At 72.5% G+C, this 24,042-nt stretch carries 25 protein-coding genes; 19 read left to right on the forward strand and 6 right to left on the reverse strand.

Annotated features, from left to right (window positions below; all coding sequences use genetic code 11):
- Window positions 1-37: 37 nt before the first annotated feature.
- The 3 genes from CP984_RS22330 to truA all read left to right on the forward strand — a co-directional run bounded on the left by CP984_RS22330 (window position 38) and on the right by truA (window position 2,714).
- Window positions 38-1,060: a DNA-directed RNA polymerase subunit alpha gene (locus CP984_RS22330; protein WP_003956430.1), complete on the forward strand. Its 1,023-nt coding sequence runs from the start codon at window positions 38-40 to the stop codon at window positions 1,058-1,060.
- Between the two features lie 234 nt (window positions 1,061-1,294).
- Complete coding sequence (gene rplQ, locus CP984_RS22335; protein ID WP_004571846.1) at window positions 1,295-1,789, forward strand: 50S ribosomal protein L17; 495 nt, start codon at window positions 1,295-1,297, stop codon at window positions 1,787-1,789.
- Between the two features lie 73 nt (window positions 1,790-1,862).
- Window positions 1,863-2,714, forward strand: a complete 852-nt coding sequence (gene truA / locus CP984_RS22340) for a tRNA pseudouridine(38-40) synthase TruA (RefSeq protein WP_030182559.1) — start codon at window positions 1,863-1,865, stop codon at window positions 2,712-2,714.
- Between the two features lie 21 nt (window positions 2,715-2,735).
- Here truA and CP984_RS22345 read toward each other — a convergent pair whose 3' ends face one another.
- Complete coding sequence (locus tag CP984_RS22345; RefSeq protein WP_004571848.1) at window positions 2,736-3,563, reverse strand: hypothetical protein; 828 nt, start codon at window positions 3,561-3,563, stop codon at window positions 2,736-2,738.
- Window positions 3,564-3,619: 56 nt separating this feature from the next.
- On the opposite strand from CP984_RS22345, the gene CP984_RS22355 reads away from it, so the two are divergent.
- From CP984_RS22355 to glmM, 5 genes are all read left to right on the forward strand, one after another.
- Window positions 3,620-5,239: an ABC-F family ATP-binding cassette domain-containing protein gene (locus CP984_RS22355; protein WP_004571849.1), complete on the forward strand. Its 1,620-nt coding sequence runs from the start codon at window positions 3,620-3,622 to the stop codon at window positions 5,237-5,239.
- Between the two features lie 57 nt (window positions 5,240-5,296).
- Window positions 5,297-6,544, forward strand: coding sequence for a glycosyltransferase 87 family protein (locus tag CP984_RS22360; protein ID WP_004571850.1), 1,248 nt, complete (start codon window positions 5,297-5,299; stop codon window positions 6,542-6,544).
- A gap of 205 nt (window positions 6,545-6,749) precedes the next feature.
- A complete protein-coding gene (gene rplM / locus CP984_RS22365; RefSeq protein WP_004571851.1) occupies window positions 6,750-7,193 on the forward strand; it encodes a 50S ribosomal protein L13 in 444 nt (147 codons plus the stop codon).
- Window positions 7,194-7,234: 41 nt separating this feature from the next.
- A complete protein-coding gene (rpsI, locus tag CP984_RS22370; protein ID WP_004571852.1) occupies window positions 7,235-7,747 on the forward strand; it encodes a 30S ribosomal protein S9 in 513 nt (170 codons plus the stop codon).
- A gap of 142 nt (window positions 7,748-7,889) precedes the next feature.
- Window positions 7,890-9,248, forward strand: a complete 1,359-nt coding sequence (glmM, locus tag CP984_RS22375) for a phosphoglucosamine mutase (protein ID WP_004571853.1) — start codon at window positions 7,890-7,892, stop codon at window positions 9,246-9,248.
- A 220-nt stretch (window positions 9,249-9,468) separates the two neighbouring features.
- Here the strand turns inward: glmM and CP984_RS22380 are convergent, their stop codons facing one another.
- Together CP984_RS22380 and coaA are read right to left on the reverse strand one after the other, a co-directional pair.
- On the reverse strand, window positions 9,469-10,401 hold the full coding sequence (locus CP984_RS22380) for a DUF389 domain-containing protein (protein ID WP_004571854.1): 933 nt from the start codon (window positions 10,399-10,401) through the stop codon (window positions 9,469-9,471).
- Window positions 10,402-10,439: 38 nt separating this feature from the next.
- Window positions 10,440-11,438, reverse strand: a complete 999-nt coding sequence (gene coaA / locus CP984_RS22385; protein WP_004571855.1) for a type I pantothenate kinase — start codon at window positions 11,436-11,438, stop codon at window positions 10,440-10,442.
- A gap of 159 nt (window positions 11,439-11,597) precedes the next feature.
- Here coaA and glmS point away from each other — a divergent pair, with 159 nt between their 5' ends.
- From glmS to tsaE, 6 genes are all read left to right on the forward strand, one after another.
- Window positions 11,598-13,445 carry a glutamine--fructose-6-phosphate transaminase (isomerizing) gene (gene glmS / locus CP984_RS22390; protein WP_004571856.1) on the forward strand — a complete coding sequence of 616 codons (1,848 nt, stop codon included), beginning with the start codon at window positions 11,598-11,600 and terminating at the stop codon, window positions 13,443-13,445.
- A complete protein-coding gene (locus CP984_RS22395) occupies window positions 13,442-13,810 on the forward strand; it encodes a holo-ACP synthase (RefSeq protein ID WP_004571857.1) in 369 nt (122 codons plus the stop codon). The genes glmS and CP984_RS22395 overlap by 4 nt, the downstream gene beginning before the upstream one ends.
- A gap of 60 nt (window positions 13,811-13,870) precedes the next feature.
- The gene (locus CP984_RS22400; protein ID WP_004571858.1) at window positions 13,871-15,298 is read left to right on the forward strand and encodes a bifunctional ADP-dependent NAD(P)H-hydrate dehydratase/NAD(P)H-hydrate epimerase; all 1,428 of its coding nucleotides are present in this window, start codon (window positions 13,871-13,873) and stop codon (window positions 15,296-15,298) included.
- A 108-nt stretch (window positions 15,299-15,406) separates the two neighbouring features.
- On the forward strand, window positions 15,407-16,567 hold the full coding sequence (gene alr / locus CP984_RS22405; protein ID WP_030182563.1) for an alanine racemase: 1,161 nt from the start codon (window positions 15,407-15,409) through the stop codon (window positions 16,565-16,567).
- On the forward strand, window positions 16,564-17,826 hold the full coding sequence (locus CP984_RS22410; RefSeq protein ID WP_030182565.1) for an alpha/beta fold hydrolase: 1,263 nt from the start codon (window positions 16,564-16,566) through the stop codon (window positions 17,824-17,826). Before alr ends, CP984_RS22410 begins: the two co-directional genes overlap by 4 nt.
- A gap of 85 nt (window positions 17,827-17,911) precedes the next feature.
- A complete protein-coding gene (tsaE, locus tag CP984_RS22415; protein WP_003986928.1) occupies window positions 17,912-18,457 on the forward strand; it encodes a tRNA (adenosine(37)-N6)-threonylcarbamoyltransferase complex ATPase subunit type 1 TsaE in 546 nt (181 codons plus the stop codon).
- A gap of 137 nt (window positions 18,458-18,594) precedes the next feature.
- Here the strand turns inward: tsaE and CP984_RS41365 are convergent, their stop codons facing one another.
- Both CP984_RS41365 and CP984_RS22425 read right to left on the reverse strand, forming a co-directional pair.
- Complete coding sequence (locus tag CP984_RS41365; RefSeq protein WP_156100295.1) at window positions 18,595-18,813, reverse strand: hypothetical protein; 219 nt, start codon at window positions 18,811-18,813, stop codon at window positions 18,595-18,597.
- 112 nt (window positions 18,814-18,925) lie between these two features.
- Window positions 18,926-19,492, reverse strand: a complete 567-nt coding sequence (locus CP984_RS22425; protein WP_003986930.1) for a hypothetical protein — start codon at window positions 19,490-19,492, stop codon at window positions 18,926-18,928.
- 86 nt (window positions 19,493-19,578) lie between these two features.
- Here CP984_RS22425 and tsaB point away from each other — a divergent pair, with 86 nt between their 5' ends.
- From tsaB to CP984_RS22450, 5 genes are all read left to right on the forward strand, one after another.
- Entirely contained in the window at window positions 19,579-20,238 is a 660-nt protein-coding gene (gene tsaB / locus CP984_RS22430) for a tRNA (adenosine(37)-N6)-threonylcarbamoyltransferase complex dimerization subunit type 1 TsaB (RefSeq protein ID WP_003986931.1), read from the forward strand.
- 53 nt (window positions 20,239-20,291) lie between these two features.
- The gene (gene rimI, locus CP984_RS22435; RefSeq protein ID WP_043979867.1) at window positions 20,292-20,831 is read left to right on the forward strand and encodes a ribosomal protein S18-alanine N-acetyltransferase; all 540 of its coding nucleotides are present in this window, start codon (window positions 20,292-20,294) and stop codon (window positions 20,829-20,831) included.
- Window positions 20,824-21,957, forward strand: coding sequence for a tRNA (adenosine(37)-N6)-threonylcarbamoyltransferase complex transferase subunit TsaD (gene tsaD / locus CP984_RS22440; protein WP_003986933.1), 1,134 nt, complete (start codon window positions 20,824-20,826; stop codon window positions 21,955-21,957). Before rimI ends, tsaD begins: the two co-directional genes overlap by 8 nt.
- 26 nt (window positions 21,958-21,983) lie before the next feature.
- Window positions 21,984-22,301, forward strand: coding sequence for a hypothetical protein (locus CP984_RS22445; protein WP_003986934.1), 318 nt, complete (start codon window positions 21,984-21,986; stop codon window positions 22,299-22,301).
- Window positions 22,302-22,416: 115 nt separating this feature from the next.
- Window positions 22,417-22,782, forward strand: coding sequence for a hypothetical protein (locus tag CP984_RS22450; protein ID WP_003986935.1), 366 nt, complete (start codon window positions 22,417-22,419; stop codon window positions 22,780-22,782).
- A 6-nt stretch (window positions 22,783-22,788) separates the two neighbouring features.
- On the opposite strand, the gene CP984_RS22455 is transcribed toward CP984_RS22450, so the two are convergent.
- Entirely contained in the window at window positions 22,789-23,985 is a 1,197-nt protein-coding gene (locus tag CP984_RS22455) for a class I SAM-dependent methyltransferase (RefSeq protein ID WP_003986936.1), read from the reverse strand.
- Window positions 23,986-24,042: the final 57 nt, after the last annotated feature.

Consider the following 24,042-nt stretch of genomic DNA (forward strand, 5'->3'; position numbering starts at 1 on the left):
AAATAGCGGGTGCCAAGACTGGAAGGCGAAACACCTCATGCTGATCGCTCAGCGTCCCTCGCTGACCGAAGAGGTCGTCGACGAATACCGCTCCCGGTTCGTGATCGAGCCGCTGGAGCCGGGCTTCGGCTACACCCTCGGCAACTCCCTGCGTCGTACGCTCCTCTCCTCGATCCCGGGTGCGGCGGTCACGTCCATCCGCATCGACGGTGTCCTGCACGAGTTCACCACCGTGCCGGGCGTCAAGGAGGACGTCACCGACCTCATCCTGAACATCAAGCAGCTGGTCGTCTCCTCCGAGCACGACGAGCCGGTCGTGATGTACCTGCGCAAGCAGGGCCCCGGCCTGGTCACCGCCGCGGACATCGCCCCGCCGGCCGGTGTCGAGGTGCACAACCCCGACCTGGTCCTCGCCACCCTCAACGGCAAGGGCAAGCTGGAGATGGAGCTGACCGTCGAGCGCGGTCGCGGCTACGTCTCCGCCGTGCAGAACAAGCAGGTCGGCCAGGAGATCGGCCGCATCCCGGTCGACTCCATCTACTCGCCGGTCCTCAAGGTCACCTACAAGGTCGAGGCGACCCGAGTCGAGCAGCGCACCGACTTCGACAAGCTGATCGTCGACGTCGAGACCAAGCAGGCCATGCGTCCCCGTGACGCGATGGCGTCCGCCGGCAAGACCCTGGTGGAGCTGTTCGGCCTCGCGCGCGAGCTCAACATCGACGCCGAGGGCATCGACATGGGCCCGTCCCCCACGGACGCCGCCCTGGCCGCCGACCTGGCGCTGCCGATCGAGGAGCTGGAGCTCACCGTTCGGTCGTACAACTGCCTCAAGCGCGAGGGCATCCACTCGGTGGGCGAGCTCGTCGCCCGCTCCGAGGCGGACCTGCTCGACATCCGCAACTTCGGTGCGAAGTCGATCGACGAGGTCAAGGCGAAGCTGGCCGGTATGGGCCTGGCGCTGAAGGACTCGCCTCCCGGGTTCGACCCGACCGCCGCGGCGGACGCCTTTGGCGCCGACGATGACGCGGATGCGGGCTTCGTGGAGACCGAGCAGTACTGAGCCGCCGTACGGCGGGTTGGCCGGTCTCGGCTGGCCCGCCGTGTCGAGTGCGGCTTGTATCGGCCTTGAGGCCTCGTCCTCAAACGCCGGACGGGCTGGATAGGGATGAGCTGCGCTCAGCCACGACAGCCCAGCGGGCCCCCGGCCCGCGTGCAATCTTCCGCGGGGCACCCGCCCCCCGGGAACTGACACCGGTACCTGATACGGCCGGTGCAGCAATGAAGGAGAAATACCATGCCGAAGCCCGCCAAGGGTGCCCGTCTGGGCGGCAGCGCTGCGCACGAGCGTCTTATGCTGCGCAACCTGGCCACCAGCCTGTTCGAGCACGGCCGCATCACGACGACCGAGGCCAAGGCCCGTCGTCTGCGTCCGTACGCCGAGCGTCTGGTGACCAAGGCGAAGAAGGGTGACCTTCACAACCGCCGTCAGGTCATGCAGCTGATCTCGGACAAGAGCGTCGTGCACACGCTCTTCACGGAGATCGCGCCGCGCTTCGCGGAGCGTCCGGGTGGTTACACCCGTATCACCAAGATCGGCAACCGTCGTGGCGACAACGCCCCGATGGCGGTCATCGAGCTGGTCGAGGGCGAGATCGCCAAGAAGGCCACCGTTGCCGAGGCCGAGGCCGCGACCAAGCGCGCGGTGAAGGAGTCCGACGAGGCCGCCAAGGCCGAGGACACCAAGGGCGAGGCCGCCGAGGCCCCGGCCGAGGAGTCCAAGGACGCCTGAGCCTGACACAGGCCACCGGACGGGCCCGCTCCCCTCAGGGGAGCGGGCCCGTTCCGCTTGAGAGGATGCATGCGTGAGCGATGAAGTGGAGCCCGGGTTCGTACGGGTGCGGCTGGACCTTTCGTACGACGGGAAGGACTTCTCCGGCTGGGCGAAGCAGCGGGCGCGGCGCACGGTCCAGGAGGAGCTGGAGACCGCGCTGCGGACGGTGACGCGGTCGGCGCAGACGTACGAGCTGACGGTGGCGGGGCGGACGGACGCCGGGGTGCACGCGCGGGGGCAGGTGGCGCATGTGGACCTGCCGGCGGAGCTGTGGGCCGAGCACGCGGACAAGCTGCTGCGGCGGCTGGCCGGGCGGCTGCCGAAGGACGTACGGGTGTGGCGCGCCGCCGACGCGCCGTACGGGTTCAACGCGCGGTTCTCGGCGATCTGGCGGCGGTACGCCTATCGGGTGACGGACCACCCGGGCGGTGTCGATCCGCTGCTGCGCGGCCACGTGCTGTGGCACGACTGGGACCTGGACGTCGAGGCGATGAACGCGGCGTCGCAGGCGCTGCTGGGGGAGCACGACTTCGCGGCGTACTGCAAGCGGCGCGAGGGGGCGACGACGATCCGTACGCTCCAGGAGCTGAGCTGGGTGCGGGACGCGGACGGGATCATCACGGCGACCGTGAAGGCGGACGCCTTCTGCCACAATATGGTGCGCTCGCTGGTGGGCGCGCTGCTGTTCGTGGGGGACGGGCACCGGCCGGTGGAGTGGCCGGGGAAGGTGCTGGCGGCCGGGGTACGGGACTCGGCGGTGCACGTCGTACGGCCGCACGGGCTGACCCTGGAAGAGGTCGGCTATCCGGCGGACGACCTGCTCATGGCCCGTAACAAGGAGGCCCGCAACAAGCGGAGCCTGCCCGGGGGCGGCTGCTGCTGAGCCGCCCCGGCGCGGGCCTCGTCAGGACTGGGCGCGGGCGGCCTTGGCCGCCTGGTCCGTGCCGCGCTGCCAGATGCGGTTGTACGCGTACCGGCCGCCGTCCCGGCCTATCTGCAGGGCCTTCGTGGACGCCTTGGTGACGGCCGAGCCGTCGAGGTTGCCGGCGATGGTGAAGTAGGCGTAGCGGCCGGTGGCGTTGGTGTACATCGTGCAGGCCGTGCCCTCGCAGAAGGCGCCGACGCCGCCGCCGGCCAGCGGTGCGAGGCTGGGCTTGTTGGCGTCCTTGACCTTGAAGGCGGCGTCCTTGGAGTCGAAGACCGCGACACCGACGGTGACCGCGACACCGTCCTTGGAGTACGTGGCGCGCAGCAGCTTCTTGCAGCCGTTGTGCTTGAGCACCGAGCCGAGCGCGCCGTGCGTGCCGGCCGTGCAGTCGTCGGTGGCGGCGGTGGTCATCCGGGGGTAGGACCGCTTGTCGATCACCATGCTCTTCTCGGGGAAGAGCGTGTCGGGGGTGAGGGCCGCGGTGTCCTTCTTGGGGTCGGTGATGTAGTCCCGCGGGTTCGGCGGCGGCGGGACGGAGACCTCGGAGAAGGACGGCTTGGGGGCGTCGGGCTCGTCCGGCAGCTGCTGGGCGTGCGGCAGGTTGTTGCCGTTGTCCTTGTTGCTGGTGATCACGGCGGTGGCGACGATGCCCGCCACGGCGACGGTCGCCAGTGCGCCGCCGCCGATGAACAGCCAGCGGCGGCGCTTGTCGCGTGACTCGCTCTCGTCGGCGAGCGCCTCCCAGTCAGGAGTCGAGGAGTCCGGTCCCCCGGGGCCGAACGGCCCACCATGCCCAAAGCTCATGCCGCGCATCCTAAACCGGTTGGTGGAACGTCCGCCGGGCAGCGACAATCCGGCTCATGGGACACGTGGAGGCCGGGCATCTGGAGTACTACCTGCCGGACGGGCGGGTCCTGCTGGGGGACGTCTCGTTCCGGGTCGGTGAGGGGGCCTCGGTGGCGCTGGTCGGCGCCAACGGGGCGGGCAAGACGACGCTGCTGCGGCTGATCTCGGGGGAGCTCCAGCCGCACGGGGGCGCGGTGACCGTGAGTGGCGGGCTGGGCGTGATGCCGCAGTTCGTGGGGTCCGTCAGGGATGAGCGGACCGTGCGGGACCTGCTGGTGTCGGTGGCGTCGCCGCGGATCAGGGAAGCGGCGGCGGCCGTGGATGCCGCCGAGCACGCGGTGATGACGGTTGACGACGAGGCCGCGCAGATGCGGTACGCGCAGGCGCTCAGCGACTGGGCCGAGGCGCGCGGGTACGAGGCCGAGACGCTCTGGGACATGTGCACCATGGCCGCGCTGGGCCTCCCGTACGAGAAGGCGCAGTGGCGGCAGGTGCGCACGCTCAGCGGCGGCGAGCAGAAGCGTCTGGTGCTGGAGTCGCTGCTGCGCGGCACCGACGAGGTGCTGCTGCTGGACGAGCCGGACAACTACCTGGACGTTCCGGGCAAGCGCTGGCTGGAGGAACGGCTGCGCGAGACGAAGAAGACCGTGCTCTTCGTCAGCCATGACAGGGAGCTGCTGGCGCGCGCCGCGGAGAAGATCGTCAGTGTTGAGCCGGGGCCTGCCGGCTCGGACGTATGGGTGCACGGCGGTGGCTTCGGTACGTACCACGAGGCGCGCAAGGAGCGTTTCGCGCGCTTCGAGGAGCTGCGGCGGCGGTGGGACGAGAAGCACGAGCAGCTGAAGAAGCTGGTGCGCGGCCTGCGGCAGGCGGCGGAGAACAGCCATGAGCTGGCTTCCCGCTACCACGCCGCCCAGACCCGGCTGCGCAAGTTCGAGGAGGCCGGGCCGCCGCCGGAGCCGCCGCGCGAGCAGGACATCACCATGCGGCTGCGCGGCGGCCGTACCGGCGTACGGGCCGTGACCTGCGAGAACCTTGAGCTGACCGGGCTGATGAAGCCGTTCGACCTGGAGGTCTTCTACGGGGAGCGGGTCGCGGTGCTGGGCTCGAACGGCTCCGGGAAGTCGCACTTCCTGCGGCTGCTCGCCGGGGACGACGTCGCGCACACGGGGATGTGGAAGCTGGGCGCGCGCGTCGTGCCCGGTCACTTCGCGCAGACGCACGCTCATCCGGAGCTGGAGGGCCGCACCCTTCTGGACATTCTCTGGAAGGAACACGCCAAGGACCGGGGCAAGGCGATGAGCGCGCTGCGCCGGTACGAGCTGGAGCGGCAGGCCGAGCAGCGCTTCGACCGCCTGTCGGGCGGCCAGCAGGCGCGCTTCCAGATCCTGCTGCTGGAGCTGGCGGGAACGACCGCCCTGCTGCTGGACGAGCCGACCGACAACCTCGACCTGGAGAGCGCCGAGGCCCTCCAGGAGGGGCTGGAGGCGTACGAGGGCACGGTGCTGGCGGTGACGCACGACCGCTGGTTCGCGCGGTCCTTCGACCGGTACCTGGTCTTCGGCTCGGACGGGCGGGTGCGGGAGACGTCGGAGCCGGTGTGGGACGAGCGGAGGGTGCAGCGCAAGCGCTGACGCTCCGCTGGAGTCCGTCCGGTGGTGGGCCCGTACCAGCGGCTCTTAGATGGACGCATGAGCGTGGAGGAAACGGGCACAGCGGGCGCGAGGGAGGCGGGGGAGCGCCCGGACTCCCCGGCCGTCGGGTGGCTGCTCGGGCGCGCCCCCTGGGCGCTGTGGGCGGTGGCCGCCGTGCTGATGGGGGCGGTGATCTTCAACATCCACCGGCACAGCCCCACCGTCGGCATGGACAACGACTTCGTGGTCAAGGCGGCGCGGGCGCTGCTGGACGGCGGCGCCCCGTACGCCGACAAGCGGTTCCTTTACCTGCCGAGCGCGGTGCTCGCCGCGGTGCCCGAGGCGCTGCTGTCCGCCGGGAAGCTGCGGCTGCTGGTGCCGGTGGCGGGTGTGGGGGCGGTGGTGCTGGGCTGGCTGCTCGCGCTGCGGATCTTCCGGGTCCCCGTACGGAGCAGGCTGGCGGCGCTCGGGGTGGCGGCCCTGGCGTTCTTCGAGCCGTTCCGCAACGTGGTGAACATCGGCAACTGGACGCTGGCCTCGGTGGTCGCGCTGCCGCTGATGCTGCTGCTGGCGCTGCGGTCCCGGTGGGTGGCCGCGGGCGCGGTCCTCGGGCTCGCGCTGGCCCTCAAGCCGCTGCTGGCACCGCTGCTCCTGCTGCTGGTCCTGGCGCGGCGGTGGCGGGCCCTCGCGGTGGCGGTGGCGGTGCCCGTCGTGGCGTCCGTGCTGGCGGCGCTGGTGATGCCGCACCCGGGCATGTTCTTCACTCGTACGCTGCCGTTCCTGCTGCACGGCCAGGACGGCTTCGCGCGGCCCTTCGACGCCTCGCTCGGCATGATCCTGACCCGGCTGGGCGTGCCGGAGACCGCGGCGTACGGGGTCGCCGCGGTGGCGGCGGTGGCCGGGACCGGGTGCGCCTGGGCGCGGTGGCGGCGCGGTGACCAGGGCCCGTCGCGGCTGGTCGAGACCGCCGCGATGCTGATGCTCGCGGCCTTCCTGGTGTCCCGGCCGTCCTTCGACCACTATCTGCTGGTGGTGCTGCCGCCGCTGGTGGCGTCCGTGGCCCTGCCGGGCTCGGCGGCCCGTACGGTCTGGTTCTGGATCGCCCTCGTACCGCAGGTCAGCGGGCTGGTCTGGCCGCATCTGGAAGCGCTGCACCGGCGGGCCTTCCGGGACGCGGTGATGCTGTGGACCGTCGCGGCCGTGATGGCATGGACATGCGTCCGGCCGCGCGTGCTGCGGGCGGTGGCTACCATGCCTATGGGGCCCGAGAGCACCGATCGCACGCCGGTTCGGGACGTGTTTTGACCCGGCCGGGGGCGGCCCGGTATTCTGCCAGTTCGTTATGCGTATTGGCTTGCTCTATCTCACGTGAGGGGCCCTTACGCCGGTCCACCGGGCCGATGACCAGCGGCAGGAACCCGGGTTGCGTCACCCGTGGGGCCGCCAGTGCTGGCGATCGATCGTGGTGACCAGTACAGGACCCTATTCACTGAAGAAGCGAAGGCTAACCGTGCGTACGTTCAGCCCCAAGCCCGGCGATGTCCAGCGCCAGTGGCACATCATCGACGCCCAGGACGTCGTCCTGGGCCGTCTGGCCTCCCAGGCCGCCTCCCTCCTGCGGGGTAAGCACAAGCCGGTGTACGCGCCGCACGTCGACACCGGCGACTTCGTCGTCATCATCAACGCCGACAAGGTGCACCTGTCCGGCAACAAGCGCATCCAGAAGATGGCTTACCGCCACTCCGGTTTCCCGGGCGGTCTGCGTGCGGTCCGTTACGAGGACCTGCTCGAGAAGAACCCCGAGAAGGCCGTCGAGAAGGCCATCAAGGGCATGCTTCCCAAGAACACCCTGGGCCGTCAGATGCTCTCGAAGCTGAAGGTCTACGCGGGCGCCGAGCACCCGCACGCTGCCCAGCAGCCGGTCCCGTTCGAGATCACCCAGGTCGCGCAGTAAGTCCGGCCACCCCCTAAGACGAAAAGAATCTGAGGAGCATCGTGGCTGAGACCACCCCCGAGACCCCGCTGGACGAGGTCGAGGTCGAGGAATACACCACCGAGACCGAGGTCCCGCTGGAGGGCGAGTACACCTCCGAGTCGCTCGCCTCGCGCTTCGGCGACCCGCAGCCGGCCGCCGGCCTCGGCCGTCGCAAGAACGCCATCGCCCGCGTGCGGATCATCCCGGGCACCGGCCAGTGGAAGATCAACGGTCGCACCCTTGAGGGTTACTTCCCGAACAAGGTGCACCAGCAGGAAGTCAACGAGCCCTTCAAGGTGCTCGAGCTCGACAACCGCTACGACGTCGTGGCCCGCATCTCCGGCGGCGGCATCTCCGGCCAGGCCGGTGCGCTGCGCCTGGGCGTGGCCCGTGCGCTGAACGAGGCGGACGAGGACAACAACCGCGGCCCGCTGAAGAAGGCCGGCTTCCTCAAGCGCGACGACCGTGCGGTCGAGCGCAAGAAGGCCGGTCTGAAGAAGGCCCGCAAGGCGCCGCAGTACAGCAAGCGCTAATTGCCGCTTGGCTGCTCGCGCGGCTCTTGGCGAACGCCCCGGTGGCACCATCCGTGCTGCCGGGGCGTTCGGCTATCCGGGACCAGCGGCGTATACCTGGACGCAATGCTCTGGTCCACGTACATCAACTCGGAGGACACCAGTGGGACGACTCTTCGGCACGGACGGTGTGCGCGGTGTCGCCAACGCCGATCTGACGGCCGAGCTGGCGCTCGGTCTCTCGGTCGCGGCGGCGCATGTGCTCGCGGAAGCCGGCACGTTTGAGGGGCACCGGCCGGTGGCCGTGGTCGGGCGCGATCCGCGGGCGTCGGGAGAGTTCCTGGAGGCCGCGGTCGTGGCGGGCCTGGCCAGCGCGGGCGTGGACGTGCTGCGGGTGGGCGTGCTGCCGACCCCGGCCGTGGCGTACCTGACCGGGTCGCTCGGCGCCGACCTGGGCGTGATGCTCTCCGCCAGCCACAACCCGATGCCCGACAACGGCATCAAGTTCTTCGCCCGCGGCGGCCACAAGCTCGCCGACGAGCTGGAGGACCGCATCGAGCGTACGTACCGGGCGCACAGCGCCGGCGAGCCGTGGGACCGGCCGACCGGCGCCGGTGTCGGCCGGGTCAAGGACTACGACCAGGGCTTCGACAACTACGTCGCCCATCTGGTGGGCGTGCTGCCCAACCGCCTGGACGGCCTGAAGATCGTCATCGACGGCGCGCACGGCGCCGCCTCCCGGGTCTCCCCGGAGGCGTTCGCGCGGGCCGGCGCCGAGGTCGTCACCATCGGCACCGAGCCCGACGGCCTGAACATCAACGACGACTGCGGCTCCACCCACATCGCCAAGCTGCGCGCCGCGGTCGTCGAGCAGGGCGCCGACCTCGGTGTGGCGCACGACGGCGACGCGGACCGCTGCCTGGCCGTGGACCACGCGGGCAACGAGATCGACGGCGACCAGATCCTGGCCGTCCTGGCGCTCGGCATGCGCGAGGCCGGCACGCTGCGCAAGAACACCGTCGTGGCGACCGTCATGTCCAACCTGGGCTTCAAGCTCGCCATGGAGCGCGAGGGCCTGACCTTCGTCCAGACGGCGGTCGGCGACCGCTACGTCCTGGAGGAGATGAAGGCCGGCGGCTTCGCGCTCGGCGGCGAGCAGTCCGGCCACGTCATCGCGCTGGACCACGCCACGACCGGCGACGGCACCCTCACCGGCCTGATGCTGGCCGCGCGCGTCGCGGCGACCGGCCGCCCGCTGGCCGAGCTGGTCCGCGTCATGGAGCGGCTGCCGCAGGTGCTGGTGAACGTCCCCGACGTGGACAAGACGCGCGTCGGCACCTCGCCGGAGCTGACCTCCGCGGTCGCCGAGGCCGAGAAGGAACTGGGCGCCACCGGCCGCGTCCTGCTGCGCCCCTCCGGCACCGAGCCGCTGGTCCGCGTCATGGTCGAGGCCGCCGACATCGAGCAGGCCGGGGCCGTCGCCGGGCGGCTGGCCGACGTGGTGAAGTCGGCGCTCGGTTAATCCCCAGGGCGTGTCTTTTGGAGCAGCCCGCGGCGTCTGGTGATGGGGGCACCTCCCGCGCCCGTCCAGGGCTGCGGGGGAGCCTCGCAAGGCGGAGCATTGCCCTCGGACCGGGTGTCCGTGGGTGATGCGACAACGCCGCGTGGGGGCACCTCCCAGCGGTAGCTGGGGGAGTGCCGTGCCAGGCGTCGCGGGCCCAGGGTGATCCGAAAGACACGCCCTAACCGCGTACGCGCTTCCTGCCGGCCCAGAAGAGTTTCTGGGCCAGCAGCGTCAGCGTGCCCGCGACGACGATGCCGAGAAGGTTCAGCAGGAGCTGTTCCGTGGAGCCCCACGCCTGCTTGTACGAGCTGTAGCCGAAGGCGACGGCGGCGTTCGCGGCGGCGGGGACGGTGGTGACCGAGATCGCCACGCCGACCAGGGCGCCGGACTTCGCCGAGGTCAGTGACAGTGTCCCGGCCGCTCCGGCGAGCAGGGCCACGACGAAGGACATCGGGTCCGGCTGCCAGATGAACGACGTGTTGGGGCGCGCCCCCTCGACCTGGCTCTCCTTGAAGAGCCCCGCCGCGTCCATGAGCAGGCTGAACCCCACCGTCACCGCCATCGCCACCGCGAAGCCCACGACCAGTGCCAGCAGGGCGCGCCAGGCCAGCCGGGGCGCGCGGCGCACCAGGGCCGTGCAGACGCCGGCCAGCGGGCCGAACTCCGGGCCGACGGCCATCGCGCCGACGATCAGGATGGCGTTGTCCAGCACCACGCCGCAGGCCGCGAGCATCGTGGCGAGCGTGAGGAACGCCAGATAGGTGACGGAGAGCGTGGACTCCTCGTGGGTGGCGTCGGTCAGCGACTCCCACAGCACCGCGTCCACGCCCTCGCCGGGCGCTTCCCTCTCCGCCCGGTCCGCGCGGTCGGACAGGGACAGGTCGATGTTCTCGACGGCGATGGCGCCGTCCCGGTCGATGCCGAGCGCCCGCAGCTCGTGCAGCAGCCCGTCGGCGGCCTCGCGGGCCACGTCGCACGTGATCACGTCCCCCTGGGGGTCGCGTGCGGCGCCGGTCAGGACGGCGAGGTGGGTGGTGCCGACCGTGTCCTCCACCAGGTGCAGCACGGCCTGCGTACGGTCGGCGGGGACGATCAGGCGCAGGTGCAGCACGGCGTACTCCTAGCGGAAGGCGGCGGGGCCCGTCGTCGTCAGAGCTTGCGCAGCGAGAGCCGCTGCACCTTGTGATCGGGTCCCTTGCGCAGGACGAGGGTGGCGCGGCCGCGGGTCGGTGCGACGTTCTGTTCCAGGTTGGGCTTGTTGACGGTGCGCCAGATCATGCGCGCGTAGTCGAGGGCTTCTTCCTCGGAAACCTGGGTGTACTTCCGGAAGTACGAGAACGGGTTCTGGAAGGCGGTGTCGCGCAGTTTGCGGAAGCGGCCCAGGTACCACTGCTCGATGTCTTCCGTACGGGCGTCCACGTAGACCGAGAAGTCGAAGAAGTCGGCGAGGCCGAGGCGGGTGCGGCCGTCCTTGCCGGGCAGGGCGGGCTGGAGGACGTTCAGGCCCTCGACGATGAGGATGTCGGGGCGGTGCACGGTGAGGCGTTCGCCGGGCACGATGTCGTAGATCAGGTGCGAGTAGACCGGCGCGCTGACCTCGGACTTGCCGGACTTCACATCGGCGACGAAGCGGGTCAGCGCCCGGCGGTCGTACGACTCGGGGAAGCCCTTGCGCGACATCAGGCCGCGACGGTGCAGCTCGGCGTTGGGGAACAGGAAGCCGTCGGTGGTGACCAGCTCGACGCGCGGGTGCTCCGGCCAGCGGGCCAGCAGCGCCTGGAGGAGCCGGGCGGTGGTGGACTTGCCGACCGCCACGCTGCCCGCGACCCCTATGACGAACGGTGTGCCGGGCTGCGCGCCGTGGCCGCCGCCCGCGTCGCCGAGGAAGGTGTTCAGGGCGCCGCGCAGGTTGCTGGTGGCGCCCACGTACAGGTTGAGCAGCCGGGACAGCGGCAGGTAGACGTCGCGCACCTCGTCCAGGTCGATCACGTCGCCCAGGCCGCGCAGCCGCTCGACCTCCTCGGCGGTCAGCGGCAGCGGTGTCTTCTCCCGCAGGGCGCTCCACTCGGCGCGCGTCAGGTCCACGTACGGCGTGCGCTCGGCGCGGCGGCGGTGCTGCGACTCGGTCGGCTCTGTGGTGAGGGGCACGCGCCCATTGTCCGCGCGCGCGGCGCCCGGTTCTCCCCGGGGTCGGGTTGTGGCCGTGCGTGTCGCGGGCGTGCCGTGGACGGCGCCGTACGGCAGCGGCGCCGCGGGTTGACCGTATAGAGCGGCGGCTTTGATCACGTCGCCCCGTAGGCTGCCCCCATGTGCGGAATCGTGGGGTATGCGGGCGGCCGGTCCGCCCTGGACGTCGTGCTCGCCGGGCTGAAGCGGCTGGAGTACCGCGGCTACGACTCGGCCGGGGTGGCCGTACTGGCCGACGGCGGTCTGGCCGCGGCCAAGAAGGCGGGCAAACTCGCCAATCTCGACAAGGAACTGGCCGAGCGTCCGCTGCCGGCCGGCTCGACCGGGATCGGGCACACCCGGTGGGCCACGCACGGCGCGCCCACGGACGCCAACGCCCATCCGCACCTGGACAACGCCGGGCGGGTCGCCGTCGTCCACAACGGCATCATCGAGAACTTCGCGGCGCTGCGGGCCGAACTGTCCGGGCGCGGTCACCGGTTGGCCTCCGAGACGGACACCGAGGTGGTCGGGCACCTGCTGGCGGAGAGCTTCTCCTCCTGCGGCGATCTGGCCGAGGCGATGCGTCAGGTGTGCCGCCGGCTGGAGGGCGCGTTCACGCTGGTCGCGGTGCACGCGGACGCGCCGGACGTGGTGGTGGGCGCGCGCCGCAACTCGCCGCTGGTGGTGGGCGTCGGCGAGGACGAGGCGTTCCTCGCGTCGGACGTGGCGGCGTTCATCGCGTACACCCGTGAGGCGATCGAGCTGGGCCAGGACCAGGTCGTGGAGCTGCGCCGGGACGGGGTGACGGTCACCGACTTCGACGGGGCGCCGGGCGAGGTGCGCGAGTACCACATCGACTGGGACGCGTCGGCCGCCGAGAAGGGCGGCTACGACTACTTCATGCTCAAGGAGATCGCCGAGCAGCCGAAGGCGGTCGCCGACACGCTGCTGGGCCGGGTGGACGCCTCCGGGGTGCTCTCGCTGGACGAGGTGCGCATCGACGACACGGTGCTGCGCGAGGCCACCAAGGTGGTGATAGTGGCCTGCGGCACCGCCTTCCACGCCGGGATGATCGCCAAGTACGCGATCGAGCACTGGACCCGCATCCCCTGCGAGGTGGAGCTGGCCAGCGAGTTCCGCTACCGGGACCCGATCCTGGACCCGCGCACCCTGGTCGTCGCCATCTCGCAGTCCGGCGAGACGATGGACACCCTGATGGCGGTGCGGCACGCCCGCGAGCAGGGCGCGAAGGTGCTCGCGGTCTGCAACACCAACGGCTCGACGATCCCCCGCGAGTCGGACGCGGTGCTCTACACCCACGCCGGGCCCGAGGTCGCGGTCGCCTCCACCAAGGCGTTCCTGACCCAGCTGGTGGCCTGCTACCTGCTCGCGCTGTACCTGGGCCAGGTGCGCGGCACCCAGTGGGGCGACGAGATCCGGGCCGTGGTGCGCGAGCTGGCCGGTGTCGGTTCGCAGGTCGAGCAGGTCCTCGGCACGATGGAGCCGGTACGGGAGCTGGCGCGCAGCCTCGCGGACAAGGACACGGTGCTGTTCCTGGGGCGGCACGTGGGCTACCCGGTCGCCCTGGAGGGCGCGCTCAAGCTCAAGGAACTCGCGTACATGCACGCGGAGGGCTTCGCGGCGGGCGAGCTGAAGCACGGTCCGATCGCGCTGATCGAGGAGGGCGTGCCGGTGGTGGTGGTCGTGCCGTCGCCGCGCGGCCGGTCCGTCCTGCACGGCAAGATCGTCTCCAATATCCAGGAGATCCGGGCCCGGGGCGCGCGCACCATCGTGATCGCGGAGGAGGGCGACGAGGCGGTCGTCCCGTACGCGGACCACATCGTGCGCATCCCGCGCACGCCCACCCTGCTCCAGCCGCTGGTCTCCTCGGTGCCGCTCCAGGTGTTCGCCTGCGAGCTGGCCACGGCGCGCGGCAACGAGGTGGACCAGCCGCGCAACCTCGCCAAGTCGGTGACCGTCGAATGATCATCGGGGTCGGTATCGACGTGGCCGAGATCGACCGTTTCGGGGCGGCCCTGGAGCGCACCCCGGAGATGGCGCACCGGCTGTTCGTCGAGCGGGAGTTGATACTGCCCAGCGGGGAGCGCCGGGGCATCGCCTCGCTCGCCGCCCGGTTCGCCGCCAAGGAGGCGGTGGCCAAGGCGCTGGGGGCGCCCGGCGGGCTGCGCTGGACGGACGCGGAGGTCGCGGTGCTGGAGTCCGGGCAGCCGATACTCCAGATCCGCGGGACGGTGGCCGAGCGGGCCGCGGAACTGGGCGTACGGTCCTGGCACGTGTCGCTCAGTCACGACGCGGGCGTGGCCTCGGCGGTGGTGATCGCGGAGGGGTGAGCGGCCGCGGCCGGGCGAGCCGACAGGAATGCCGGCGCCGCGCGGGGTGAGACTGGGGTCATGAGGACTGCGTTCAGCGTGGATGTCGTACGGGCGGCCGAGCGGGACCTGATGGCGCGGCTGCCCGAAGGGGCCCTGATGCAACGGGCCGCCGCCGGGCTGGCGGTGGCCTGTGCGGAGATGCTGCGGCGGGTGTACGGGTCGCGGGTCGTGCTGCTCGTGGGCAGCGGCGACAACGGCGGCGACGCGCTGTACGCGGGCGCCCGGCTGGCCCGGCGCGGCGCGGGCGTACGCGCCGTCCTGCTGTCCCCGGAACGTGCGCACGCGGGCGGTCTGGCGGCCCTGCGGGCGGCCGGCGGCCGGGTGTCCGACGACGCCCTCGCGGACATCGCCCGCGCCGACCTCGTCGTGGACGGCATCGTCGGCATCGGCGGCAAGGGCGGCCTGCGGCCGGAGGCGGCGCGGCTGGCGGAGGCGGCCCGGCAGGCCATGGTCGTGTCCGTCGACCTGCCGAGCGGCGTGGACGCGGACTCCGGGGAGGTGCCGGGCGAAGCCGTACGGGCCGATGTGACGGTGACCTTCGGCGCGTACAAGCCGGGCCTGCTGATCGACCCGGCGCGCGAGTACGCGGGCGCGCTGCGGCTGGTGGACATCGGCCTCGACCTGCCTGCGGACGCCGCGGTGGAAGCGCTCCAGTACGCGGACGTGGCGGCGCTGCTGCCCCGCCCCTCGGCGGAGAGCGACAAGTACCGGCGCGGTGTGGTGGGCGTGGTCGCGGGGTCCTCGCGCTATCCGGGCGCCGCGGTGCTGGCCGTGTCCGGGGCGCTGCGGGGCGGTGCCGGAGCCGTACGGTACGTGGGCCCGGCGGCCGGCGAGGTGCTGGCCCGGTTCCCGGAGACCCTGGTGCACGCCGGGCCGCCGTCGAAGGCGGGCCGCGTCCAGTCCTGGGTCATCGGCCCCGGCATCGGCGACGACGGCGACGCGGTGGCGGACGTGCTCGACTCCGACGTACCGGTGCTGGTGGACGCCGACGGGCTGCGCTTCCTGGACGCCGCGCGGGTACGGGACCGCGCCGCGCCGACCCTGCTGACACCGCACGCCGGGGAGGCCGCCGCGCTGCTCGGTGCCGACCGGACGGATGTGGAGGCGTCCCGCCTGCGCTCCGTACGGGAACTGGCCGAGCGGTACGGCGCCACGGCCCTCCTGAAGGGCTCCACCACCCTCGTCGCCGACCCGGCGGGCGGCCCCGTACGCGCCAATCCCACCGGCACCGGCTGGCTGGCCACCGCCGGCAGCGGCGACGTGCTGTCCGGCCTCACCGGCTCCCTCCTGGCCACCGGCCTGTCCGCGCGCGACGCCGCCTCCGCGGGCGCGTACCTGCACGGCCTGGCCGCCCGGCTGGCGGCCACCCCGGACGGCGCGCCGATCCTGGCCACGGACGTGGCGGGGGCGCTGGGGGAGGCGTGGCGGGACGTCAGCCGGTTCTGAGGCGTGCCCGCGAGGAGGCGTGCCCGCGAGCGGCCGCCCGGCCTCCTGCTCACGGCCCCGCACACCTGCCTCTCCAGGCCCCAACCGCCGTCCTGAGACACTGGGTGGATGAACCACACAGCCATGCGTGCCCGTGCGGCCATCGACCTCGCCGCGGTGCGCTCCAATGTGCGGGCGCTGCGGGCCCGCGCGCCGCGGGCCGAGCTGATGGCCGTGGTGAAGTCGGACGGGTACGGCCACGGCGCCGTCCGGTGCGCCCGTGCCGCGCGGGAGGCCGGGGCGACATGGCTGGGCACGGCCCTGCCGGAGGAGGCGTTCGCGCTGCGGGAGGCGGGCGACACCGGCCGCCTGATGTGCTGGCTGTGGACGCCCGGCGGGCCCTGGCGGCAGGCCGTCGAGCAGGACATCGACGTGTCCGTCAGCGGGACGTGGGCGCTGCGCGAGGTCATGGACGCGGCGCGGGCGTGCGGCCGTACCGCCCGCGTACAGCTGAAGGTCGACACCGGGCTGGGGCGCAACGGCTGCCAGCCCGCCGACTGGGCCGAACTGGTCGCCGCCGCGCGCGCCGCCGAGGCCGAGGGCGCGATCCGCGTCACCGGCGTCTGGTCGCACTTCGCCTGCGCCGACGAGCCGGGCCACCCCTCCATCGACGCCCAGCTCGCGGCCTTCGCCGAGGCCGACGCGGTGGTCCGCAAGGCCGGACTGGACCCCGAGGTACGGCACCACGCCAACACCCCGGCGCTGCTCAGCCTGCCCCGGGCCCACTTCGACCTGGTGCGCGCCGGAATCGGTGTCTACGGCCTCTCGCCCAGCCCCGAGATGGGCGTGCCGGAGGACTTCGGACTGCGGCCGGTGATGACGCTGGAGGCGTCTTTGGCGTCGGTGAAGCGGGTACCCGGCGGCCACGGTGTCTCGTACGGGCACCAGTACACGACGTCCGGCGAGACCACCCTCGCCCTCGTCCCGCTCGGCTACGCCGACGGCATCCCCCGGCATGCGTCGGGCAGCGGACCGGTGCTGGTCGCGGGCAAATGGCGGACGGTCGCCGGACGGATCGCGATGGACCAGTTTGTGGTCGATCTTGGCGGGGACCCGGCCCAGGTGGGAGACGTGGCTGTGCTGTTCGGCCCGGGGAACCGGGGCGAGCCGACCGCCGAGGACTGGGCGCGTGCGACGGGCACCATCGGGTACGAAATCGTCACGCGGATCGGTACCCGGGTGCCACGCGTCTATGTTGATGAGCGCGCGGACACGGGGAGCGGGACATGAGCGACAGGACGGGGGCGGCCGCCGACACCGCGATCGACGCGGCGCAGGCGGCGGCCGGGGCGGCCACGGCGGTCGGCGGCTGGACACGGGCCGGGCGCCACGCGGGCATCGCCGGAGCGGCGATCGGCGTGGTGGCGGCGGGCGCCGCGGCGGGCGTGGCCATAGAGCGGCTGACGGTCGGCCGGGGCATGCGGCGCAAGGCGCGGCTCGCGCTGGACGCGGCGGGCCCGTACGGCACGCTGCGCGGCACGCCGGGCACGGCCGTGGCCGAGGACGGCACGGAGCTGCACTACGAGATCGACGAGCCGGGCGACGGCAAGAACACCAAGGGCGGCGGCACCGGCAGCGCGCGCCGCAAGCGGCTGCTGAAGCTGCTCGGGCGCCGCGCCGAGGCGCCCACGGTCGTCTTCTGCCACGGCTACTGCCTCAACCAGGACTCCTGGCACTTCCAGCGCGCGGCCCTGCGCGGCGCGGTGCGCACGGTCCACTGGGACCAGCGCAGCCACGGCCGCTCGGAGCGCGGCAGGTCCCAGCGCGACGGCACCGAGCGGGTCACCATCGACCTGCTCGGCCGGGACCTGAAGGCGGTGCTGGACACCACCGTGCCGGAGGGGCCGATCGTGCTGGTCGGGCACTCCATGGGCGGCATGACCGTGATGGCGCTGGCCGACCAGTATCCGGACTTCGTCGCGGAGCGGGTGGCCGGCGTCGCCCTGATCGGCACCTCGGCGGGCCGGCTCAGCGAGGTCGCCTTCGGGCTGCCGTCGCTGGGCGTCAAGGCGTTCCACAAGCTGGCGCCGGGCGTCCTGAAGGCGCTCGGCTCGCAGAGCGAACTGGTCGAGAAGGGCCGCCGGGCGACCGCCGACCTCTTCGCCGGGCTCGTCAAGCGCTACTCCTTCGGTACGCCGAAAGAGGTGGACCCGGGGGTGGCCCGGTTCGCCGAGCGGATGATCGAGGCGACGCCGATCGACGTCGTCGCCGAGTTCTTCCCGGCCTTCGCGGTGCACGACAAGACCGAGGCACTGGCCAATTTCGACGCCGTACCGGCCCTGGTGCTGGCCGGCGACCGGGACCTGATCACCCCCTCCGACCACAGCGACACCATCGCCGAGCTGCTGCCGGGCGCCGAGTCGGTGTGCGAGCCGGGCGCGGGCCACCTGGTGATGCTGGAGCGCCCCGAGGTGGTCACCGGCCACCTGGAGACGCTGATCGAACGGGCCGCGGCGGCTGCTGCGGCGGCGCGGTCGGCGCGGGCCTAGGGCGGCGTTCCGGCGCCCGTCCGCCGCGGACGGGTCGCGGGCGCCGGGTTCGGAATGCCGGTTGTGTGCGCCGTACCATCGGCGCATGAGCGCCACCGAGACGACCGTGCACGTAACCGTCAAGTCGCCCACCCGCATGCAGGAGTTGGGCCGCAGGCTGGCCGGGCTGCTGCGGCCGGGTGACCTGGTGATGCTGACCGGGGAGCTGGGAGCGGGAAAGACGACGCTGACCCGCGGCCTGGGCGAGGGCCTGGGCGTGCGCGGCGCGGTCACCTCGCCGACGTTCGTGATCGCCCGGGTGCACCCGCCGCTGGCCCAGGGCCCGGCCCTGGTGCACGTGGACGCGTACCGGCTCGGCGGCGGGCTGGACGAGATGGAGGACCTGGACCTCGACGTGTCGCTGCCGGAGTCGGTGGTCGTCGTGGAGTGGGGCGAGGACAAGGTCGAGGAACTGTCCGAGGACCGGCTGCACCTGGTCATCGAGCGCACGGTCGGCGCGGACGCGCCGGGCCTGCCGGGCGGCGCGCACTCCGACGTGGTCACGGACGAGGACGACGTGCGCGAGGTCACCGTACGCGGTGTCGGCGCCCGCTGGGCGGACGTGGACCTGACGGTGCTGGCCGGGGAGTAGGCGGGCAGGGGCCGCGCCGGGCGGGGGAGCGGGCTCCGGTCGTACCGTAGTTTCCGACAAGCCGTCGGGAAGATGTTGCGCGCGCGGCGCCGAACGTGGTCACATGGGTGAAGAGAGAGCCGGTTAGGTCTGCCTAACTACGCCCGCTTGCCCGCCCAGGAGCCACGGGAGGCATCCATGTCGGCCCACCAGCCCGTCACCCCAGGGGTCCGCAGCGGCGCGACCGAGCCGACCCCGACCATGAACGAACTGCTGGCGGCGTGCGCCGCGGCCAGCGCGGTGTCGACGCCGCCGGAGCCGCCGTCGCGTGCGGAGGAGGACGCGGAGGCCGCGGAAGCGGGTGGGCCGCGGGTCATCGGTCCGCAGGAGGCCGGGAGGCGGGACGCGGCGTAAGGGCGCCGCCCCTACGGCTTCAGACGTCGCCCCTCAGGGACACACACGCCGCCCCTCGGGAAACGACCCCCGCCCTCAGGAAACGACGACGATCTTCGTCCCTCCCAGCGCGAAGTCCCACATCGCCGTGCCGTCCTCGCGGGTCTCCCGGATGCCGCCGGTCTTCTTCTTCGCGTTCGGGGTCGGCATGGAGCCGTCGACCGCCGAGCTGAAGCCGATCACCACGTTGTCGACGACCGCGAAGCGCACCACGTGCTCGATCGGCACGCCGTCCGAGCCGGGGATCTTCAGCGACCGGCCGGTGACCTTGTACGTGCCCGGCGCCGGGGACACCGCGCTCGGCGTGACCTCGAACGTCCGCTTGATCTTGCCGTCCGCCGTGACCAGCCACACCCGCTTCGCGCCCAGCGAGTAGACGACCCGCTCGCCCTCGCCCGAGTTCGGCGGGACCGGGACCTCGGTCTTCTGCTGGTCCGCGCCGTCCTTGCCCTTGCCGGGGGACGGGCTCGCGGAGGCCGACGGGTGCTTGCCCGCGGTGGTGTGGTCCGGGGCCGAGGCGGACGCCTGATAGGCCAGGAAGCCGACGGCGGCGAGCGCGGCCGCGGTCAAAGCGGTGACGATCATGCTGCTCTTACCGGACACCGCCGTGCCACCTTTCGTACGCGCGTGACTACGGGTGACGGTAGCACCCGGCAAGGCACCCCCGGCCGCGCCGTAGTCTTGAAGGCGTGCTGCTGCTTGCTCTGGACACCGCAACCCCCGCCGTCACCGTCGCGGTCCACGACGGCTCCCGCGTACTCGCCGAGGAGCGTCAGGTGGACGCGCGCCGGCACGGCGAACTGCTGCTGCCCGCCGTCGACCGGGCGCTCGCCGAGGCGGGCGTGAAACTCGACGCGGTCAGCGACATCGTGGTCGGCGTCGGCCCCGGCCCGTACACCGGGCTGCGGGTCGGGCTCGTCACCGCGGCGACCTTCGCGGCCGCCCTCGACGTGCCGGTCCACGGCCTGTGCACGCTGGACGGCATCGCGTACGCCGCCGGGCTCGACGAGCCCTTCGTGGTGGCCACCGACGCGCGCCGCAAGGAGGTCTACTGGGCGCGCTACGCCGACGCCCGCACGCGGCTCACCGAGCCCGCCGTGGACCGCCCCGCGGACATCGCGGACCAGGTCGGCGGGGTGCCGGCGGTGGGCGCGGGCGCGGTGCTGTACGCCGACACCTTCACCGGCGTACGGAACGGCGCCCCCGAGCATCAGTCCGCGGGCGCGCTCGCCTCGCTCGCCGCCGAGAAGCTCGCGCGCGGCGAGGACATGCTGCCGCCGCAGCCGCTGTACCTGCGCCGCCCGGACGCGCAGGTGCCCGCCAACTACAAGGTGGTCACGCCGAAGTGACCGCGCGGGTGGCTGCCGGAGAGGGCGCGCGGGACGGCGCCGCACTCCGTGAGATGCGCTGGTGGGACATCGCCCCCGTACTGGAACTCGAACGCGAGCTGTTCCCCGAGGACGCCTGGTCGGCGGGCATGTTCTGGTCCGAGCTGGCGCACGCGCGCGGACCGGCCGCCAACCGTCGCTACGTCGTCGCCGAACTCGACGGCCGCCTGGTCGGCTACGGCGGCCTGGCCGCCGTCGACGGCACCGGCGACATCCAGACCATCGCCACCGCCCGCGACCAGTGGGGCACCGGCCTCGGCTCCCGGCTGCTGACCGAGCTGCTGTCCGCCGCGACCGCCTTCGAATGCGCCGAGGTGCTGCTCGAAGTACGCGTCGACAACACGCGGGCGCAGCGGCTGTACGAGCGCTTCGGCTTCGAGCCGATCGGCTTCCGGCGCGGCTACTACCAGCCCGGCAACGTGGACGCCCTGGTCATGCGCCGTACCACCCAGTCCCCCTCCGAATCTCCGGCCGATTCCGGGGCCGGGGCCCCGGCCGCCGCCTCCCCGTCTCCCGAACCTCCCACCGCGCAAGGAACCCCCACCCATGGCTGACGAACCGCTCGTCCTCGGCATCGAGACCTCCTGCGACGAAACCGGCGTCGGCATCGTGCGCGGGCACACCCTCCTCGCGGACGCCGTCGCCTCCAGCGTCGACGAGCACGCGCGCTTCGGCGGCGTCGTACCGGAAGTGGCCTCGCGCGCGCACCTGGAAGCGATGGTCCCCACCATCCAGCGCGCCCTGAAGGAGGCCGGGGTCGCCGCGTCCGACCTCGACGGGATCGCCGTCACGGCAGGACCCGGCCTGGCCGGCGCCCTCCTCGTCGGCGTCTCGGCGGCCAAGGCGTACGCCTACGCGCTCGGCAAGCCGCTGTACGGCGTCAACCACCTCGCCTCGCACATCTGCGTCGACCAGCTCGAACACGGCGCCCTGCCCGAGCCGACGATGGCCCTGCTGGTCTCCGGCGGCCACTCCTCCCTCCTCCTCGCGCCCGACATCACCTCCGACGTGCGCCCCCTCGGCTCGACCATCGACGACGCGGCGGGCGAGGCGTTCGACAAGGTCGCGCGCGTCCTGAACCTCGGCTTCCCGGGCGGCCCGGTCATCGACCGCTACGCCCGCGAGGGCGACCCGGATGCGATCCGCTTCCCGCGCGGCCTGACCGGCTCCCGCGACCCGATCTACGACTTCTCCTTCTCCGGCCTGAAGACCGCCGTCGCCCGCTGGATCGAGGCCAAGCGCGCGGCGGGCGAGGAGGTCCCGGTCGCGGACGTCGCCGCGTCCTTCCAGGAGGCGGTCGTCGACGTACTGACCCGCAAGGCGGTACGCGCCTGCAAGGACAACGGCGTCGACCACCTGATGATCGGCGGCGGCGTAGCGGCCAACTCCCGCCTCCGCGCACTGGCCCAGCACCGCTGCGAGGCCGCCGGCATCACCCTCCGCGTCCCCCGCCCCAAACTCTGCACCGACAACGGCGCCATGGTCGCCGCCCTCGGCGCCGAAATGGTCGCCCGCAACCGCCCGGCATCCTCCTGGGACCTCCCGGCCGACTCGTCGCTGCCGGTCACGGAGCCGCATGTGCCGGGGACGGGGCATGGTCATGAGGATGGGCACGGGCATGGCCACAGCCACAGTCACGATCACTTCCATGAGCTGAGCAAGGACAACCTGTACTCGTAGCTTGTTCGCGTAGGGGGAGAGGGCGGGTGGCCTCGATCACGCTGTTGTACGACGCCGTGGCGCAGGCCACGCCCGCCGCTCTGCCCGCCTTCACCTGTGAGCTGTCCCGGGCCGCCGACGAGGCCCTTCAGGGCGAAGGCTTCCTTTCGTTGCGGCGCTTCGCGGCACAGTGGGCCGTCCACGTACACATCCAACGTGATCCCGTGACCGCCGCCCGGTTCCGGGAACTGGAGGACCTGGCCGTGGCCTCCGCCGACCCCGATGTGGTCCGCGGCGCGGTGGCCGGACTCGGCCGCATCCTGGATGCCGCGCATGCTGCCGTGGCGCACCGCGAAGCGCCGTGATCACGGCACCCCGGCCTCCGAAGGGCGCCGCCGTGCAAACCTGCCCTGCCCCTGCGTGACACCACGTCATACCCTGGCCAAGCCGAAATGCAGACATACGGGGAGGCGGCAGGCCGTGAACTGGATCTGGTGGGTGTTCGCGTTCTTTATGGCGGGGGGTTTCGCCACGGTGGCCGAGACCGGGCGGAAGGCGATGCGGACGCGGCACAAGCGGAAGATGGAGCGGCTGGAGCTGGTGCGGCGGGAGCGGCTGGAGCTGGAGGCGGCGCAGCGGTCGCCGGAGCCGGTGTGCGGGTGTACGCATCATCTCGCCAAGCACGACAAGCAGGGCAGGTGCCATGAGGCGGTCCAGGTGCCGACGGCCTGGGACGCGGAGAAGAAGCCGGTCGCGTACGAGCCGGGGCAGTGCACCTGCCAGCAGTACGTCGGCCCGCAGCCCCTCTCGCAGGTGTACGCGGAGGAGCTGACGGACCGGGCCTAGGCGCCCTCAGGAGGCCGGTGCCTCGCGGCCCAGCAGCATCGTGGGCGCGCCGGCCACCCGTGTCAGGAACACCACGCAGGAGTTCGGTCCGGAGAGCTTGAGCTTTTTGCGCAGGTCGTCGGGTTCGACGGCCGAACCCCGCTTCTTGATCACGGCGATCCCGACGCCGCGCTCGCGCAGCAGTGCCTTCAGCTTCTTGACGTTGAAGGGCAGCGTGTCGGTGATCTCGTAGGCCGTGGCGTACGGGGTCGGGCGGTGCTCGTCGGCCGTCACGTAGGCGATGGTCGGGTCGATCAGGCGGCCGTCCACCTGCTGGGCGACCTCCGCGACCAGGTGCGCGCGGATGACCGCGCCGTCCGGTTCGTACAGCCAGCGCCCGACCGGGCCCGGCTCGGGGTCGGGCAGGCCGGTGCCGAGCAGGAAGTCACCGGCGGGCAGGAGGGTTGCGCGGCGGGCGCCCGGCGCGGTGCCGAACCACAGGACGGCTTCCTTCACGTCGCCGCCGTCGGAGATCCACTCGGCCTCCGCCTCGTCGGGGACGATCTCGTGCGGGATGCCCGGCGCGATCTTCAGGGCGGCGTGCGGCGCCGTACGGGCGGCCTGTACGGCCCAGGACAGCGGCGGCGAGTACGCCTCGGGGTCGAAGATCCGGCCGCCGCGCCCGCCCCGCCGCGCCGGGTCGACGAACACCGCGTCGTACGCCGAGGTGTCCACCTCGGTGACATCGGCGCAGCGCACCTCGATCCGGTCGGCCAGCCCCAGCGCCTCCGCGTTGGCGCGGGCCGCCGCGCAGGTCAGCGGGTCGCGGTCGACGGCCAGGACGTGGATGCCGGCGCGCGCCAGCGCGATCGCGTCGCCGCCGATGCCGGAGCACAGGTCGGCGAGGGAGCGGACGCCGAGGGCGGCGAGGCGGGTGGCGCGGTGGGCGGCGACCGTACTGCGCGTGGACTGTTCGACGCCGTTGGGCGTGAAGTACATGCGCGCGGCGTCCGTCCCGAACTTGGCGGCCGCGCGCTGGCGCAGCCGCGCCTGGCCCAGCGCGGCGGAGACCAGCGACGCCGGGTGGTCGCGCCGTAGCCGGGTGGCGGTCGCCAGCTCGTCGGCCGGGTCGTGATCGCGCAGCTCGGCCAGTAGCGCCTGCCCTTCGGGCGTGTGCAGCGCTGAGAAGGAGTCGAGGTCGTTCGCCTGGTTCACCCGGTCCATTGTGGGCCAGGAGCCGGGTGGGGGAGAGGCGGGGCGGTTCGGGCGGCCCCGCAGCGC

The organism is Streptomyces rimosus (assembly GCF_008704655.1).
Taxonomy (GTDB): Bacteria; Actinomycetota; Actinomycetes; order Streptomycetales; family Streptomycetaceae; genus Streptomyces; species Streptomyces rimosus.